The following is a 15048-nucleotide window of genomic DNA, read 5'->3' on the forward strand; positions in this document are numbered from 1 at the left end:
CCCCCTGCGCTGATTACCCTTTTTAAGGGGCCGGTACGCCGATTTCTCGGCGCACTCAGGTTGAAGCTACACAGTCAAGAACCAACGTTTCATAGGGACGGTGATGTCTATCATCCCGTTTCCACATGGATTCTGGCCCCAGAATCTGTAGGTCGTCTCATAGAAGTCAAACTCAGACAAGGACTGAATCTGCGCTTCTGAGATCGGCTCAAATGGTCCACCGCAACCGATGTGCATATTGAGCCCATAATCTCGAAGCTCTAGCTCTCCGAGATTTAGCGTCTTCCCGCCCACACAAGCAACCAAGTTCTGGTTTCTGACGTCGCCTTCTTTGAACAGCAAAGCTGACTCATCGTAGCTCCCATATTGGTTGGTAAACTTCACAATATGCCCGTGCTTAGGTGAGGTTTGTTCCGACAACTCTTTCAGTAATCGCTTTACGCTTTGAAATCTCGCGTACAGAGCTGGCGTAAACTGCCCAGAGTAGTTCAAGTTTGGGCAGATCATTTCAAGCATCTCATCAGGTACAGATTCAAGCCCCATTTGCGCGGCCAATGGCTTCGCCTTTTTCAGACCTTCCTCAAGCACTCTCTGATTTACAAGTTGTTCTAATGTGTTCATTTGACTCTCCACTTTCGAGAGAGCAATGCAAGCCGTCTCCGGACTTACATTGCCCGTTAACGGCTTTATTGGTTTATCCCAAGAGGTACGGAGCTACGCCAGTCAGGAAGCCCATGACTCCCAACACAGCGCCAACCACGCCCAATTTGATTGACAGTTGGACACTTTGATCCGGATGGTTCCAGAACCACTGCCAGACTTCCCAGCGCCTGGCTCTGCGAACCTCAAGATTTACAGTGTCTTTAAAACGAACACCCAGAGCATCTACCGCATCGTAATCCAGCGCGACCGCCAGCTTTGTGATGGATAAATTCCCAGGGTTGCCCATCGCATACCGGAGAACCTTTGCTTTGGTCTCTGGGTTTACGATCATAACCGGCTCCCTCCTGAAAAAACGGGTCTTGTCTTTTCGCTTGGAATCCATGTTGCGGTTATGGAACCTGGCAATGCAGTGTTGAAGGCCTGAATCCTCGGGAGGTAAAGGCACAACAGTTTCGATTTTCATGATTACTCTCCTTTCGGATAGGCCGGAGCAAAGGCCTTTCGGCATTGCCCCGGTGAGTTACTAATGAACCAAAGATGAAGTGACCATGATTGCGTCTCCGGACATCATTACCGGGAGATATTCGCAAGGCTCATGGCCGCAGCTCTTTTTAGTTCCGTTAGGTGAATAGACAGCCAATTGACCATCCATAATGTTGAAGGGCATCCCCTGTTTTTTCGCTGCCGGTGACAGCTTGAGAGTGCCCTTTGCGTCAACCAATGCCGTTGCCCAATGGAAGTCTTCACCACCGATCACCGGCTGTGATTCATCCACGACTTCGACCATGATTGGCATCATTCCAACCCAGCTCCACAGGCTGTTCCCTAATGCGAGGGCTAAAGCCTCGAACGCGGGAAAGACTACCGATTGCCCGAGAATCTGGTGGGCAATAGTGTCCGACAGACCTTGGATGAGTTCCTCTGGTATCCCTTTCACTCGACAATGTTCTGTCGGTGTAAAGATGCGAGACAACTCCGGCTGTTCTGGATGAACAATGAAAGGTTCGGTACTTCTGCATTTTGCATAGTCCTTACCTATGGTGCCGCAAAACTCATCGTCGCCAGTCAGAAGCTGGCGAGAGAACCCCTTGCCAGCAGCTTTGTCTCTCAACTCCTTCTCAGCCAGATAGTCAAATGACTTCCAACGTTCAGAATCGAGCGGAACTGGCTCCAGGATGTCCTGTATGCGACTTTCCTTGGTGCGAACAGGCTGAACCTTCTCAAGTTCAAACCCGTCGATCCCGTGGGAAAGCGCAACAACACAAAGACGCTTGCGGCGCTCAATAACCCCAAACTCATTGCCGTCGAGAATGCGCTCTTGTAGGGAGTAACCCAACGAAGAGAGCACCGAACGAATCACTTCCATCGAAGCGGTGTTCTGGTACTCAGGCACGTTCTCAATCAGCACAACGGCTGGGTTTAGCGCTTCTACGAATTGCAGGAAGTTGAAGAACATGGCACCTGCCGCCTCATGCGATTCGGCAAACTCCAACTTGTTCTTACTGCGACCTGACTTTGACGCGCCGGTACACGGTATGCCCCCCATCAAAACATCCACCTGTGGTGGGCGTTTGCTGAGATTCACAGCCTGGATTGGCGATTCGATAACAATAGAATCTTCGTTCCAAAGCTCCGGGTTATTTGCCAAAGACGAATCGAGATATTTCCCTTCCATCTCCACGGCCACAGATATGGCACTGGCAATTCCCGCCTTGTGAAAACCGGCGTGAATCGCTTTATCAAGCACACCACCCCCATGAAAGAGGCTGCATACCGAAAGCGATTCTCCATTCTCCAGCTTACTGATAAGCCGGTTGACGCGCTCGATCACTCGCTCTTGTTGATGGTGAGCAGAGATCACAATTGCGCCGTTACGGATGAACACGCGGAGCATCTCTACACCGTCAAAAACGGTAGCAAGCTCCTGCACGGTCAGATCGATGATTGGAGACACCCGGCCATTGCGCTCGCGCTTACTGATGGTGAACTTACCCTCCTCTTTGACGCGAAGCACAACCTGGGAATCTTTCAGCTCCAGATCATACTTCATGCCAGGATAGTAACCTTCACGCAGTAGCTTTTGGCCTTCCAGCCAGACGCGCTTCTTGCCTCGATGTTCTCCTAACTTGGTGTTTACGATAGTAGCCATGAGCTCTCTCCTTTCGGTTGAGAGGCCACTACCGTCCCAATCGGGAAGTAATGGCCCCGATGGGTTTAAAGTGGTTCTCAGTTCACAGCGATGCCGTGAGACTGAATGGCATTAGCAAAGCCAGCCATTTGTTCAGGGAAGGTGTAGCGGTTGATGTCCTGGCTGCGAGCCAGATTGACATGCACCTTCTTCACCTTCGTTTCGTCAGAGTCGTACTTTTCAAGCGCCAGCTTCTCAGCTTCTTCCGGATCTCGGCCCAGCGAGTAGGCGTAAATCACAGAGGTGAAGCCAAGTCCTGAGCCGAATGCGTAGACTTGTTTCTCGAAATGGACGTCAGCGAAATAGATGCTGAATCCGGATTTGAGGTTATGTTTTTCCATGATGCACTCCAAATAGTTTGGGGGCGCACCACGTCCCGAACCGGGCGGATGCACCCGGTTTAGGGTTAGTAGATTGCTCAAGCTGTTACGCCAGCCTGAGCCTTTATTGCTTCAAGCACGATCTCTGCTTCCTTGATAGAACCAGTGCTGTACAGCTTATGCAGCACCCGGCCAAGGTTCACAGAGATCTTTTCTTTCACTTGGAGATACTTGACATAGAAGTCATACAGTTTCTCCGCCTGCTCAAGGTGGGACATGCTCTCAACGGGAATGGTATTCCCTGGATTGCAGTACCACTTTCCGAGCACCTTTTGTACAAATCCCTCTTTGTCTCCTACGAACTGATTTGTGCCAAACACCCCACTGGTTGGTGAGCGTTGAATAACAGAAATCGGATTCGCAAAGCTGGCAAGAGTAGTCATAGTTGTGGCTCCATGTTTGTCAGGGAACCACCAGCCCGAGGGGCAGTGATCCCCCAAGGGTTATGTAGAATGCTGTTTGTTTGGGGAGGCCAGCTACCTCACTATTCACTCTCGACAGAGAGCAAAATCTTGCTTTCCGAGGGGCACAAACTTTCACATGTGAAAGTCGATGCCACTGGGAAAGCAGGGGGTTAACCCCCCGCTTTAACCCGCGCTAAGCGGTTTAGGATAGACTTCACGCCTTCCCTTACTCCAGATGGATCGTAACCTGCTTCATCGCAGCAGACCACAAATGAGAATGGATGTACCTCATCGGACATCACCCAAGCCATCGTTTCCTGCTTGATTTCACTTCCAGCTCGACCATCAGCAAGGACTCTAAGGCTATGCCATAAAAGCCCATCACGTAACTGCCTTACCTCATCATCAGTCCATTCAGGCTTTGGCTCAAATGGAATGACTTCTGCGGTCTTCGGCTCTTCATCCAGGAAGAAAAGCGGCAGCTCAAGCTGGTTTTCCTTCTGGATCATCTTCACTGCATTCATGGTGACTCCTTTTACGGGCACCATGCCCCCACAGGGGCATGAAGCCCCCAGTGGGGTTACAGTCATAGTTACTTCACGCCTGCCAGTTGAGAATTGATGTTCTCTTCCAGCCAGCCTTGAAGCGATTCAAGGTCACGTTTGTCTTCCGTATTGCTGGCTTTACGTGCATCTTCCGACACAGCGCTCAACATGGCGTTAGCCTCAGCAAGTGATTCAACATTGTTCCCAGGGAACACAATCGTTTGACTGTGATCTTTCATGGTCTTCTCCTTTGAGAATGGAGGACCGTCTCCCATCAGGAAGAGCGGCCCCGTGGGTTAAAAGTAAAAATCCTCCAGCTCTTCATGGTCAGGCTTTCGCTCAACTGGTCGAAGCAACTCAGCTTCATCAGCGAACTCAAGCTCAGGATGAAAAGCAGGATGAAATCCTCGATGCCAGACTGGACGGTCATTATCGAGGTCTAAGTAGCAGTGCCTCCCACTGGCTGGGTGATAGCAGTAAAGCCACTGTCTACCACTAACGGTAAACGGCTTCTCTGCACCTCCACATGCCGGTACAAGGTTATCTGCTGCTATATGCGCTACAGCATCCATAGGATCAGTCCTCATCTTCGTCATCACGAACACAAAGATCACGAGCAACTATTTCCGCAGCTATCAACGCATAATCGTTGCCCTGCCAGAACCACCGCTCCGCCAGCTCATAGGCTTCGCTGGAAGGTTCGCCATAACCATGAGCCACCACGTAATCGTGGAACACTTCATGATCAAATGCCTTGCCATCAGCTTCCATGAACCAACCGACAGGGCACTCCAGAATGCGATGCCTTACGACATCTCGCTCTGAATACCCCTCTCTGACGGCTTGCTCCAACATTTCCCGCGACATACCAGGAGGAGTGATGATCTCTATGCTGATCCCGTCACTTCCTGCAAGATTGTCCTCGTATGGAAGACCGGCAAGTGTAAGGTGATTGCGCTTGCACCAGCCGATGGTCCGAAGTATCCGACTTTTGTCAGACTCCCTGGCCGTGTATCGGTTAAGCTGCATAGCCACCTCCAGCACACTCCCCATCTTCGATTTCACTTCCGAGCTCGACCATTCCAATCAGGTCAAGCTGGGTCATGTCCGAATCCAGAGAGCAGTCAATTGCTGACTGAATGATGCCTTTGTGGGCCAAGCCTAAAACGGACTTAATAGTCGAAAGCAGAGACTCGGCTTCGCTCTCGATTTGCTCCAGAATGTCTTTCCATTCCCAGTGCTCAAACGGTTGCCAAACGACCAGATCCTCAGGCTCGTCTCCCCGTTCGACACACTCAGACAAATACTCATAAGCCTTGCACCAATTCTCTTGTTGGCCCAGTTCACTGAGCACTAGAGCGGTAGCATGACCGTATGCGATTTGTTCAACTTTGGTATTGATAGACATAGTGTTTCTCCTCGTAATGGATAGAGGAGCCCCACCCGCAGGAAAGGCTCCTCCGGATGGGTTAAATTTCCAAGGTCACATCGGTTTTTGCTTTAGCGCAGCAAACCAACACTTCCCCTTCTTTGACAAATGCGATGGGCGTCTCGTCATAGGCCACTTGACCTTCGAGTAGACGAACCCGGCACATGCCACAAAAGCCACTGCGACAATGCGTTTCAACAGTGAGGCCTTTGCTTTCGATTTGCGCCAACAGCACATTGTTGCTGGCTTGAAGTTGTACGTTCATGGTCACGCTCCTTTGTTGTTGATGAGCGCGACCAATCCCCTCCGGGATGTCACGCCCCGGTTGGGCTACTCAGCAAGTGCATAGACACCTACCTCGATGCGAATAAAGAACCTGGCATCTTGAAGAACTTGCCTGACCTTTGCTTGCCAGTGGTTGTTCTCTCGATGCTTTGCGTAGGGTTCAATCTCTTTGTAAATCTGCTCCAGCTTCAACGTTTTCCCCTGTAGGGTTCGGCGTATTGCAGCTTTCCACGTAGTCGAAACCATATTGGTTGCTCGACGGTGTACGGCAGCAAGAAGACAGAGCGATGAGGCAACGTCGTTACGACGAAACACCAACAGCTTTTCATGGGCGATACGCACCAGCTTCCCGGAATACTGAGTTCGGTCACTCACACAGTTGTGCTGTGTTTTGATGATCTCATCCACCAGCTTCCCAGGTGCGATACGTTCCACAAGGCTGGACAGGTTGAAATAATCCCCATCGCGCCTCAGGTTTCCCATGAGGATTCCGTAATGCCCTCCTCGCTCACAGGCGTCATGAATATTCATAACGGCCAGCTCAAGGGCTTCAACGAACTCAGGCAAATTCATGCGGCTCATATCCCATTTGTTGGGCTCGCCCCACTGCTTACCTGAATACTGGATCATGTCCCAGTAAGGAGGGTGCCACCAGATCAGGTGTGCAGGCTCTCCGAGGAACGAAAGGAAGTCATCCCGCAACAGGTTGAACCCCTGATGCAAGTCTGTCCCTTTGAAACGGACACCAAGTTCATTGGCAACGTCGATGCTAGAGCCACCCCCAACACTTGGGTCTGCCACCAGCCCGTTCGGCTTTCTCATGTAAGACTCAATGAAGTCTTTAACGATAAAGCCCGAGCAGTTGCCTCGGTACTTGTTGTTTCCGTAAGGCCCCCTGTTTTCGTAGGAGCATACTGATGATTTGAACATGGCGTCCTCCATCATAGATGGGGCGCACCATGCTCCCATCAGGGGCCGGTTCGCCCCTGGTTAGGGATTAAGATCAAGCGTTATCTGCATACCACCAGCTAAGGCGATTGCAATCACGAAAGAAGGTTGCTTCATCAGGAGCCTTCATCATGACCACATCACCTTCGCAGTAGGTGCATAGCTCAAGCGTTGCTTCATTTTTCCAAAAGGCACTGCACCCCGATTCTTGATACACAACCTCCCATTTGGGATGTCGCAAGTACCGATGGAAGAAATCGAGAGTGTCACCATAAGGGAAGTTGAAGCGCTCCATCACTGAACCATTTTCTGTCAGTTCAGGTTTAACCTTGCCGGTTTTCAAGCGCTTCTTGATGATGCGCTGAACCCAACGAAGTCGTGCAAACAGCCGATTGGTGTCTTTCTCGTACCACTGGGGATTACGCTTGCTCCAGTAGAGCTTGGCGAAGATTTCCCCGGACAAATCCTTCATCTGGTTTTCGTTGAGCTCATCAAGAAAACGTCGAGAAGGTTTGTCGTAGTCAAGAACTGCTTCCAAAGCTGATAGGTTTTTCATAGGGACTCCTTATTGCGATTGCGGAGCCCCGTCCCCTCAGGGCTATCGGAGCCCCATAGGGTTAATTAGGGTTAATGGTTGAACGGCGATTTATCGAGGGTTGGTGAATCGAATGGCTTTACCAACGAAATCGGCCATCAGTCGATTCCCAGTAGAGCTGAAATAGCTCTGCCACTCTTTCCAACCACCAACGGATTCCACCGAGCTTGGAGACTCGAAGATACCCCAGATACGCATTTCACAACCTCGTTGCAACACTCGGTTTACCTGGTCAACCAAGTATTCCTTGTTCTGCAATGAAGAGAGGTTGCAAGGCATCTGCATGATCAGCTTTTCAGCTTGCTCGAAGTCGATTTTTTCAATCAACCCCGTGCGGGTATCCACAGAGAATGGAACCACCTGTTGACCGTGGTTAGACCACAACCAATGGGTGATATAGATCGGATTAACGCCAACTTCCGCTGGCACCAATACGCTGCCGCAAGACCGCAACAGCCAGACCAGACGTAAACCATCGAATCGATCCAGAGACTCCACATCGGTAGTGATGTCATCCTGGTAGATTTCAGGCAGCTTATGTTCGGCGGCGAGAGAGATCATTACGGATTTGAGATTGTTCAGATGAGACATGTGTGCTCCTTAAAGTAACTTGGGCACACAGAGCCTGTCAGGCGCAGTGCGCCCTTAGGCTGAGGTTGAATGCTGTTTGTTTTTGGCGACCAGCTATCGCACGTTTCGCCCTCAGAGAGGACAAAATTCACTTTCTCAGCAACCCTCAATGAAGGCCTCTGAGAAAGTGGGAGGGTATTCCCTCCTCACTTTGATTGTTCCACGAGAGCTGTGTGAACAGGAACGCTCAAACTGCCCTTTTCGGGTGCAAAGCTCAAAGACGCATCAACTGCCCCGTCTTTTCAGTTCTTCGACCAGATGTTCAGGCACCTTACTCGCAGTACAGGCCAGCAATACATCGAGGCCTACCGGCTTGTGAAAGCGCTTATTTGACCAGGAATCGCCAACTGATGACTTTGCCCAGTCGATTGCTTGCCCAAGACTGTGGAACTGCCGCCTGCCTGTGTATCCCATACGACTATCCAAAGTAACACCCTGGAACAGTCTCCAGTACATCGGAGGAATGCGCTTAGCAAGCAGTAAAAAAGGCGTCTCCGGCACTGTAGCCCTTCTACCTTTGTTCCGATGATACAAATCCAAAGATGAATGGAATTGGTTCATAGACTCTCCAAATAAAAACGGCCACCCCCGAAGGGATAGCCGTTTGTCGTTTCACTTCCTGTTAAGCTGCAAAAGCAGTCAATGACCGCTCCATCAACTTAAACAGTGTGCGTTGCAGAGCTGCCGCATCATCAATGACAATGTTCTTTTGGAACAGTCCTGACACTGCGGTAGTCTCTACCCCTATGCCGATCACCTCAACATCGCTTCGTTCACAGAGGTCAATCACTGAGCGACATGCCGGGGCGCTTTGAGGCTGCCCGTCAGTCACTACGATCAACATTTTTCGCTCTTCACGGGTCTTGGTGAGTTCAAAAGCTGCATACCACATAGCTTCCGCCATAGGCGTACCGCCAGTTGCTTTGAACCCAAACCGACCGGCCCGATTCTGAACCGTATCTCCATGCTTCACGACACTGAACACTGGCTGGTTCCGGTTGCCACCAAAAAAGGTGACTGCCGGGTTTACGCCGGGTATTGCTTCCAGAGCCATCGAAATAGCCAAGGACGCTTCCCGCGCAATGTCTTGACGCTCCTTTCCATTGGCGGCCTTGTAGGCCATCGAGGAGCTCATATCAACCAGGATGTGAACCGCCGTATTAGGGCGTTTCTTGGCTTCCGGCTTGAGGAATACGCGGGTATCACCCGTCACTACACGATGTAGTTTCCGAGCATCCACACGCTTCCCTGATCGTTGGTTACGGTGAGCAACTCGCTGGCTGGCCTGGACCAATCCGTAGAGCTGCGTTCTTATCTTTGAAGTGGTGCTCTTCACATCCCCTACCAGGCTTTTGCCAACAGCAGGGTTGTCCTGGGTGTTCACAGCAGAGCGAACAGTCATATAGCTACTGTCCCCCTTATCTTGAGCCACCCGGTTGAGCTCGGCTTTAAGTGCATCATGCGCGTCACCACGCAAATCACCGGCACCGGCATTCAGAACCTGCTGGAGCATTTTGGCCGCGTCTTGTTTCGCCGCGTCAGAATTGCCACCAGCCTGGCTTTGTCCTGCCTTGCTGCCACCATCAGTATCCGACTTGCCTTGGTCGCCCTGTCCTTTCGGATCAGATTTCCCGTTAGCATCGTCTTGCTTCTGGTCTTTACCTTGCTGATCACCACCATTGGCATCAGGCCCTTGGTTTTGATCGTTACCACTTCCGCCCTGACTGTTCTGAGGTTGGTTGCCACCAGCATTCTGCTGGTTGTTACCATCCTGACCATTCAGGGGCTTTTGCTCTTCTTTCTCCTTTTCCTCCTCGATCATCTTGATGATTTGGTCGGCCAAGGATGTCACCTCTGCGGTTGACTTAGTGTTCACAGCCTTACGCAGTAAAGCGTTCAGCCGAACAACAACACCCTGAGGGAACACGCGCTCGAATACGGGGGTAGCCGAATCGAGATAGGGTTGAAGGACGGATTGCCCTACAGCCTTGGTTTGCAACCAGTACAAACAAAACCCTGTCAGAATGGAGGCAGGGGCCTCTTTGTCTGTGACGTGCTCGTAATGACCAGCTTGAGCCATATAGCGAGCAACCTCATTCAGGGTCTGCGACGTACCGGGGAAGAGTTCCATCATGGCCCGTTCTATGCGGCAGTCCTCCAAAACGTTGGACAACTCAGCATGAAGACCTCTGCGGCGCTCAACACCAAAGTCCGTAAACCGGACATGGGCTGCTTCATGGGCCAAATACCCCCAGACAGCATCCATGTGAGGATAGTCGTCGGGGATATTCGGAACCACGATGGTCTTACCATCGGTGTATGCGTCATCGTTACCGATGGCGACTTTGACACCGAGTTTTTCACCATAGGCTGCGGCCACGATTGGTAGAGCGCTGTAAATGGTGCGTTTTTTGGACATATCTTTTCTCCTGGTAGGGAAGGAGATAGTCCACCCCTGGAGGGAATGGCTATCCCCTCCGGGTCGGTTTAGTTGAAGTGACTATTAGAAGAAATAGTCGCCATCGTCGTCAGTTTTAGGCAGCTCCTGGTTGAGAGGCTCCTCTGTCGGCTCCTCTTGGACAGGCTCTTGCTCTACCGGAGTTTCCTCAGGCAAAACCGGCTCATCCTCAACATCAACGCGCTCTTCTCGAACCACATCACCGGCATTGGATTCATCTTCCGATTCACCCTCGCCTCGTTCTGCAAAACTCTTGAAGAAGTTGTCGATGTCTTCATCCAGGTCAACAGCGTTACCACCGCTGTTAGTCTGTTCTGATTGAACAGATTCAGTACCACCTACCTGTTGCTGCTTGGTTTCGCCACCCTCTGTTGCAGGGATAAGCTCACCGGCTTTATCGCTTTTCTGTTCGGCCTTTTCATCTTTAGAACGGTCCCCCATCTGGGCTCCCGAACCGCCAATGTCATTAGCCATGCCCTCTACAGTAATCGAGCCATTGGCATACTGCTCGATGCGGTCCCTCTCGCTCATGATCAGCACTGCGGCCACGACCTGATAAAAGAAAGGCGCAACGATGTTTCGGCCATCGGCATGTTGCTCGTATCCCCGGAGGGTTTGGTCGAGCAGCTTGACCAGAGGGTTAAAAGCGCTGTTCAGGAAGCTAAGCCCATCCACCTTGTCGCGGATGTTACGGAGTGTCTGCCGAGTAGTGACCGCACATTGGTCTCGACCGGCCAAACGTTCCATATAGAACTTATTCGCTTCCTGAACCACTTCGGAGATGAGATCGTCACCCAAGCGCTCAACCTTGCGGTTAAGGCGTTTGGCGTTGGCCTCATCTTCGTTCACAGGCTGGATCATGAACACCTGGTACTCAAAGCCAATCCGCTCCTCGACCGTTTCCTTTGGAAGGGCTCCGGCACGGATAGCTCGTTCATACTCAGGGTTCTCCTGACACCATTCATCCACGGCTTTGTTGTAACCTTTGATGAAATCCTGTTTCAGTTGGTTAAACTGAAAGTTTATGTCATTCAGCTTGTTACAGATTTCATCGGTCTTGCTGACGGGTACGGCAAATCCGTTCATGAACGGCATACCGAATTTCAGCAGGAGGCGACGAGTTTCTGTTTTCAGGCGATGAAAGCCTTTCAGCTTAGCCGGATCACAGATCTTCTTACTTCCCAGTTGAGCTACTTTCTCAGGTGGAATTTCACCACCCTCGCCCAGCTTGAGATCAGATGCAGACAAACGGGTTTGTCCACTCCAGATGTCAAAGTCTACGTGGATAACACAGAGGCTTTGTAGATGGTTCACTTTAGTCATGATGCACTCCAAAAAGTTGGGGGCGCACCACGTCCCGAACCGGGCGGATGCGCCCGGTTGGGCTAGTAAATTAACGTTAATTTGCTGTTTGTTTTTGGCGACCAGCTATCGCACTTTTCGCTCTCCGAAGAGAACAAAATCTTGCTTTCCGTTGGAGACTCCCAGAATCCCCAAGGGAAAGCGGGGGAAAATCCCCCACTCACCAGTAGAACGTCTCTACTTCTTCCGGCAAATCATCAAGAGGAGCAAGCACGTCCTCATCAACAATGTACCGTGGCTTCACAGAGCCAGTAACCGTTACACGGCACCGCTCTGATGACTTCTCTCTGTACTGGTCAACATCCTCAGGCTTCACGCCTGACGCCTTATCAGCCAACAGCTTTTTGTAGTCTACCCGGCCAGCCGCTTTGTATCTCGTTACCATCACACCGCAGTAGTCGGCATGGAAGTATTCCCCCATGAGGGACTTCATGGTGTCGAGATGAGGCTTTTGCCTTTCTTGAAGCTCAGACAGTCGCTGTTTCAGCTCCTGAATCTCAGCATCATAGAGGCGGTATTCCTCAGCAGCAGCAATCCAACGGTTGACCTCTTCACCTTGCGGTATGTACAGGTCTCTCTCTGGATCTTTGTCGGGCTCCTTCTTGTCTACTACCTGTTGCCAGAACTTTTTAGCCTCGGCCAAGATTTCTTGAATCATGGCTTCGTCTCGGAGTATTGGAAACTCCTGAATCTGACCTTCAAAGTAGAAGACTAACCAGCCTTGCTTGGCCCCCGTTACCAGGAGCTGGTGTTGCACCTGCGGGTAATAAAGCTGGTATGCCTTGCTGTTTGCTTTCTCAGCACAAACATCTTCCCAGACAGTCGCACTCGGGCTTTTCAGCTCGACGGGCTCCCCGTTATCTCTCAGGCCATCCAGGGAGGCCCTCATGAGCGGGTATTGAACCGATTCGACACAGGCGGGGAGCAGCATGTCATCATACTTCTCCTCGAAAGCGCGTCTTGCAGCATCTTCGTTTTCTATCCCCCGGCGAACCAGCGGATTAAGACTCAGATCGACTTCACGCGCATACCCAGTCTTCTCGGCCCACAGTCTCCATCGTGTTTTGTACGGAGACCGATTGAGCAGGATAGCGGCGTCAGTGGCTGTTACACCTTGACGCCGCCAATCAAGCCAATCTTCCTCTCGTTGCGATAGGTTGACTATTTTCATGGACCTCTCTCCAATGGTTAGGAGGGAGATCTCCCCCAGCGGGGGAGTCCCCCCCGTTGGGGTTAGTAGTAACTGCCTTCCGCGCCCTCCTCTTCTGTAACAGGGATCATGTCCTCGTCACTCAAAGGCGGCATTTCTTCGGCACCAGGTTCAGCATTTGCAGAACCACCAGCGGCGGACTCTTGCTCGTGCGCTTCCTGGTAGTCAGGTTTCGGAGGCTCCATTTGATCCATCTCCTTGTCACGAAGGAATTGAGTCGCATATTGCAGTTCCGAACCTTCATACCGTCCCTTCACATACTCATGCGCCGCAGACCATGCGTTTTCAGCAATGGCGCGATTTGCGAGTTTGGTTAGGATCGGGTCAAGCTCTTTGTGCTCAATAGCCAAAGGCTCTTGGCTTTGAACTTGAGATGGTGAAGGGAGATTGGCAATAGCCGGGTTAATGGCCGATGCCTGCTCCATTTCACGGATGCGTTCAGCTTCATCCTGGTCATAAATACCAGAGAAACCAAATGCGACACGAGAACACTGGATCAGCGACTTGTGCCGGAGTTGACGCTTGGTGTGCGTTTGCCAGGGGCCATCAACAGTGTAAGCACCATTGCGACCTTGACCCTGAAACGGTTCACGGTACACCTCATCAATGAACTCCTTGATGCGGATAGGGCGAGATCTGTCCTTACGGTAAATCACGCATTCAATCCACTCAGGGCAGTCAACTTTCGCCCCCTGCATTCTGACCATCTTGTCCGAATACACGAACTCGACGCCATCATACTGGGGATGCTCGTTGATGATGCGGCTCCAACCATCAACACCTACTACCGGAATGATCCCATTTTGCTTGTCAGGAAACGCATAGATTTCCCGAGTGAAAGGGTTCAAACCGTACTGTTCAGCCACGATCAGGAGCGTCATCATCTGCTCATCGGTCGGGGCACTTCCATCTCGCTGCTTGAATGCGGTCGCCTTCAAAGTTTCATAGAACTTTCGGGTGTCCACGCCAAACCGGCTTGCGATACGGGTTACAAGAGATTTGTTATCAGACATGGTGTTTCTCCAATTCACGAATGAACGGTTTGAGGACACCATGACCCCCTCGGGGCATGAGTGCCCCCGTGGGGTTTAGTAAGAGTTGGCGGTGTTACCCGCCAGCCAAGTGGTGCAGCCGCATGAACGGCAGTTCACATAAAGTTATGCCAAAAGCCATTCAAGCTATTAAAAGTATTGCCTTTTATTGTAAAAAAAGCCAACTTTGTTAAGTTAAACTCAAATATTGTCAACGATTTGAGCAAGAACTATGGAGTGTTCGCCGCTGAGTGTAAAGATAGCATCTTGACACTTTCGGCGACAGCACCTAATCAACAAAACGCCAACTGGATCTTGGAATATCGAGTGGGCCATAATTATCTCCTGTGATTATGGAGGAGTACCTTGAGAGATAGCCTCCCGAGGGTAAGGTATTGCTGTTTAGGGCCAGCTACCGCTATAGCCAGCGAGCGCTGACAGTGAGTAAAGAGTATGACAGGGACCAAAAAGGATAAAACTCTGTAATTGCCCTTTTAAGGTGCAAAAGACAAGTTTTCCTAAACAAAGGATAGGATGAGAAGTATGATGATTCACTTATGAGTGGGTTAAACTATCCAAACATAAAGATCTAGGAAAAACTTTCACATGTGAAAGTTTTGCGGCTCAACTCCAAAGGAGCAAAAATGGGCAGAACACTGGAAGATATTATTGCAGAGCAACCTCAAAATCTCGTTGATTCTGCTAAGGAAATAGCTTCAAAACAGCTAATCCATATCCATTTAATCGAGTTACTAGAACGTATCGAGACTGATGCAGGCTGCCACATTGATAACTGCACAATCGATAGCCTACAGAGACTGAAGCAGCTTGTTGCATCAGCAGGAGGAAAACTTCGCCTTCATGTCGATCTACCGGATGGTTCAAATCACGGTTTTAAGCTGTGACCCTAGAACTTTCAC

20 protein-coding genes are annotated in these 15048 nt (G+C 50.8%); 2 read left to right on the plus strand and 18 right to left on the minus strand.

All coding sequences use genetic code 11. The features are described from left to right. Nucleotides 1-66: 66 nt before the first annotated feature. From C2U41_RS27330 to C2U41_RS27360, 7 genes are all read right to left on the minus strand, one after another. Nucleotides 67-621, minus strand: coding sequence for a hypothetical protein (locus tag C2U41_RS27330; protein ID WP_001093868.1), 555 nt, complete (start codon nt 619-621; stop codon nt 67-69). Nucleotides 622-694: 73 nt separating this feature from the next. Beyond that, complete coding sequence (locus C2U41_RS27335; protein ID WP_000687894.1) at nt 695-1126, minus strand: hypothetical protein; 432 nt, start codon at nt 1124-1126, stop codon at nt 695-697. A 60-nt stretch (nt 1127-1186) separates the two neighbouring features. Next, nucleotides 1187-2812, minus strand: coding sequence for a DNA cytosine methyltransferase (locus tag C2U41_RS27340; protein WP_000201432.1), 1626 nt, complete (start codon nt 2810-2812; stop codon nt 1187-1189). A 77-nt stretch (nt 2813-2889) separates the two neighbouring features. Further along, entirely contained in the window at nt 2890-3192 is a 303-nt protein-coding gene (locus tag C2U41_RS27345) for a hypothetical protein (protein WP_000410925.1), read from the minus strand. Nucleotides 3193-3269: 77 nt separating this feature from the next. Further along, a complete protein-coding gene (locus C2U41_RS27350; protein WP_000209093.1) occupies nt 3270-3614 on the minus strand; it encodes a hypothetical protein in 345 nt (114 codons plus the stop codon). A gap of 191 nt (nt 3615-3805) precedes the next feature. Then, nucleotides 3806-4159: a hypothetical protein gene (locus tag C2U41_RS27355; RefSeq protein ID WP_000994741.1), complete on the minus strand. Its 354-nt coding sequence runs from the start codon at nt 4157-4159 to the stop codon at nt 3806-3808. Between the two features lie 68 nt (nt 4160-4227). Continuing rightward, a complete protein-coding gene (locus C2U41_RS27360) occupies nt 4228-4419 on the minus strand; it encodes a hypothetical protein (protein WP_000651508.1) in 192 nt (63 codons plus the stop codon). A gap of 17 nt (nt 4420-4436) precedes the next feature. On the opposite strand from C2U41_RS27360, the gene C2U41_RS29405 reads away from it, so the two are divergent. After that, nucleotides 4437-4679, plus strand: coding sequence for a hypothetical protein (locus C2U41_RS29405; protein WP_002210529.1), 243 nt, complete (start codon nt 4437-4439; stop codon nt 4677-4679). 77 nt (nt 4680-4756) lie between these two features. On the opposite strand, the gene C2U41_RS27370 is transcribed toward C2U41_RS29405, so the two are convergent. From C2U41_RS27370 to bet, 11 genes are all read right to left on the minus strand, one after another. Continuing rightward, the gene (locus C2U41_RS27370) at nt 4757-5209 is read right to left on the minus strand and encodes a hypothetical protein (protein WP_001176699.1); all 453 of its coding nucleotides are present in this window, start codon (nt 5207-5209) and stop codon (nt 4757-4759) included. Then, a complete protein-coding gene (locus tag C2U41_RS27375; RefSeq protein ID WP_000026577.1) occupies nt 5199-5588 on the minus strand; it encodes a hypothetical protein in 390 nt (129 codons plus the stop codon). The genes C2U41_RS27370 and C2U41_RS27375 overlap by 11 nt, the downstream gene beginning before the upstream one ends. A 61-nt stretch (nt 5589-5649) precedes the next feature. Next, nucleotides 5650-5874 (minus strand): class I ribonucleotide reductase maintenance protein YfaE, encoded by a 225-nt coding sequence (yfaE, locus tag C2U41_RS27380; RefSeq protein ID WP_001102700.1) that lies wholly within the window; start codon nt 5872-5874, stop codon nt 5650-5652. A gap of 65 nt (nt 5875-5939) precedes the next feature. Beyond that, nucleotides 5940-6824 carry a hypothetical protein gene (locus tag C2U41_RS27385; protein WP_000477209.1) on the minus strand — a complete coding sequence of 295 codons (885 nt, stop codon included), beginning with the start codon at nt 6822-6824 and terminating at the stop codon, nt 5940-5942. A gap of 73 nt (nt 6825-6897) precedes the next feature. Then, nucleotides 6898-7398: a hypothetical protein gene (locus C2U41_RS27390; RefSeq protein ID WP_000793769.1), complete on the minus strand. Its 501-nt coding sequence runs from the start codon at nt 7396-7398 to the stop codon at nt 6898-6900. 90 nt (nt 7399-7488) lie between these two features. After that, nucleotides 7489-8028, minus strand: a complete 540-nt coding sequence (locus C2U41_RS27395) for a hypothetical protein (RefSeq protein WP_000018872.1) — start codon at nt 8026-8028, stop codon at nt 7489-7491. A 264-nt stretch (nt 8029-8292) separates the two neighbouring features. Beyond that, nucleotides 8293-8628: a hypothetical protein gene (locus C2U41_RS27400; protein ID WP_001071288.1), complete on the minus strand. Its 336-nt coding sequence runs from the start codon at nt 8626-8628 to the stop codon at nt 8293-8295. A 61-nt stretch (nt 8629-8689) separates the two neighbouring features. Next, on the minus strand, nt 8690-10486 hold the full coding sequence (locus C2U41_RS27405; protein WP_000039318.1) for a VWA domain-containing protein: 1797 nt from the start codon (nt 10484-10486) through the stop codon (nt 8690-8692). 84 nt (nt 10487-10570) lie between these two features. Then, entirely contained in the window at nt 10571-11848 is a 1278-nt protein-coding gene (locus C2U41_RS27410; RefSeq protein ID WP_000170086.1) for a DUF3150 domain-containing protein, read from the minus strand. 199 nt (nt 11849-12047) lie between these two features. Further along, entirely contained in the window at nt 12048-13058 is a 1011-nt protein-coding gene (locus C2U41_RS27420) for a YqaJ viral recombinase family nuclease (RefSeq protein ID WP_000706865.1), read from the minus strand. A 62-nt stretch (nt 13059-13120) separates the two neighbouring features. Then, a complete protein-coding gene (gene bet, locus C2U41_RS27425; RefSeq protein WP_001282585.1) occupies nt 13121-14110 on the minus strand; it encodes a phage recombination protein Bet in 990 nt (329 codons plus the stop codon). 662 nt (nt 14111-14772) lie between these two features. Between bet and C2U41_RS27435 the strand changes: the two genes are divergently transcribed. Then, nucleotides 14773-15033: a hypothetical protein gene (locus tag C2U41_RS27435; protein ID WP_053034685.1), complete on the plus strand. Its 261-nt coding sequence runs from the start codon at nt 14773-14775 to the stop codon at nt 15031-15033. The last annotated feature ends 15 nt before the right edge of the window (nt 15034-15048 follow it).

The organism is Citrobacter freundii complex sp. CFNIH4 (assembly GCF_002934505.1).
Taxonomy (GTDB): Bacteria; Pseudomonadota; Gammaproteobacteria; order Enterobacterales; family Enterobacteriaceae; genus Citrobacter; species Citrobacter freundii.

Excerpts from the sequence above, each read along its gene's own strand:
- C2U41_RS27330 (WP_001093868.1), bottom strand. The coding sequence starts at position 621 with ATGAACACATTAGAACAACTTGTAAATCAGAGAGTGCTTGAGGAAGGT.
- C2U41_RS27335 (WP_000687894.1), bottom strand. The coding sequence starts at position 1,126 with ATGAAAATCGAAACTGTTGTGCCTTTACCTCCCGAGGATTCAGGCCTT.
- C2U41_RS27340 (WP_000201432.1), bottom strand. The coding sequence starts at position 2,812 with ATGGCTACTATCGTAAACACCAAGTTAGGAGAACATCGAGGCAAGAAG.
- C2U41_RS27345 (WP_000410925.1), bottom strand. The coding sequence starts at position 3,192 with ATGGAAAAACATAACCTCAAATCCGGATTCAGCATCTATTTCGCTGAC.
- C2U41_RS27350 (WP_000209093.1), bottom strand. The coding sequence starts at position 3,614 with ATGACTACTCTTGCCAGCTTTGCGAATCCGATTTCTGTTATTCAACGC.
- C2U41_RS27355 (WP_000994741.1), bottom strand. The coding sequence starts at position 4,159 with ATGAATGCAGTGAAGATGATCCAGAAGGAAAACCAGCTTGAGCTGCCG.
- C2U41_RS27360 (WP_000651508.1), bottom strand. The coding sequence starts at position 4,419 with ATGAAAGATCACAGTCAAACGATTGTGTTCCCTGGGAACAATGTTGAA.
- C2U41_RS29405 (WP_002210529.1), top strand. The coding sequence starts at position 4,437 with ATGGAGGACCGTCTCCCATCAGGAAGAGCGGCCCCGTGGGTTAAAAGT.
- C2U41_RS27370 (WP_001176699.1), bottom strand. The coding sequence starts at position 5,209 with ATGCAGCTTAACCGATACACGGCCAGGGAGTCTGACAAAAGTCGGATA.
- C2U41_RS27375 (WP_000026577.1), bottom strand. The coding sequence starts at position 5,588 with ATGTCTATCAATACCAAAGTTGAACAAATCGCATACGGTCATGCTACC.
- yfaE (WP_001102700.1), bottom strand. The coding sequence starts at position 5,874 with ATGAACGTACAACTTCAAGCCAGCAACAATGTGCTGTTGGCGCAAATC.
- C2U41_RS27385 (WP_000477209.1), bottom strand. The coding sequence starts at position 6,824 with ATGTTCAAATCATCAGTATGCTCCTACGAAAACAGGGGGCCTTACGGA.
- C2U41_RS27390 (WP_000793769.1), bottom strand. The coding sequence starts at position 7,398 with ATGAAAAACCTATCAGCTTTGGAAGCAGTTCTTGACTACGACAAACCT.
- C2U41_RS27395 (WP_000018872.1), bottom strand. The coding sequence starts at position 8,028 with ATGTCTCATCTGAACAATCTCAAATCCGTAATGATCTCTCTCGCCGCC.
- C2U41_RS27400 (WP_001071288.1), bottom strand. The coding sequence starts at position 8,628 with ATGAACCAATTCCATTCATCTTTGGATTTGTATCATCGGAACAAAGGT.
- C2U41_RS27405 (WP_000039318.1), bottom strand. The coding sequence starts at position 10,486 with ATGTCCAAAAAACGCACCATTTACAGCGCTCTACCAATCGTGGCCGCA.
- C2U41_RS27410 (WP_000170086.1), bottom strand. The coding sequence starts at position 11,848 with ATGACTAAAGTGAACCATCTACAAAGCCTCTGTGTTATCCACGTAGAC.
- C2U41_RS27420 (WP_000706865.1), bottom strand. The coding sequence starts at position 13,058 with ATGAAAATAGTCAACCTATCGCAACGAGAGGAAGATTGGCTTGATTGG.
- bet (WP_001282585.1), bottom strand. The coding sequence starts at position 14,110 with ATGTCTGATAACAAATCTCTTGTAACCCGTATCGCAAGCCGGTTTGGC.
- C2U41_RS27435 (WP_053034685.1), top strand. The coding sequence starts at position 14,773 with ATGGGCAGAACACTGGAAGATATTATTGCAGAGCAACCTCAAAATCTC.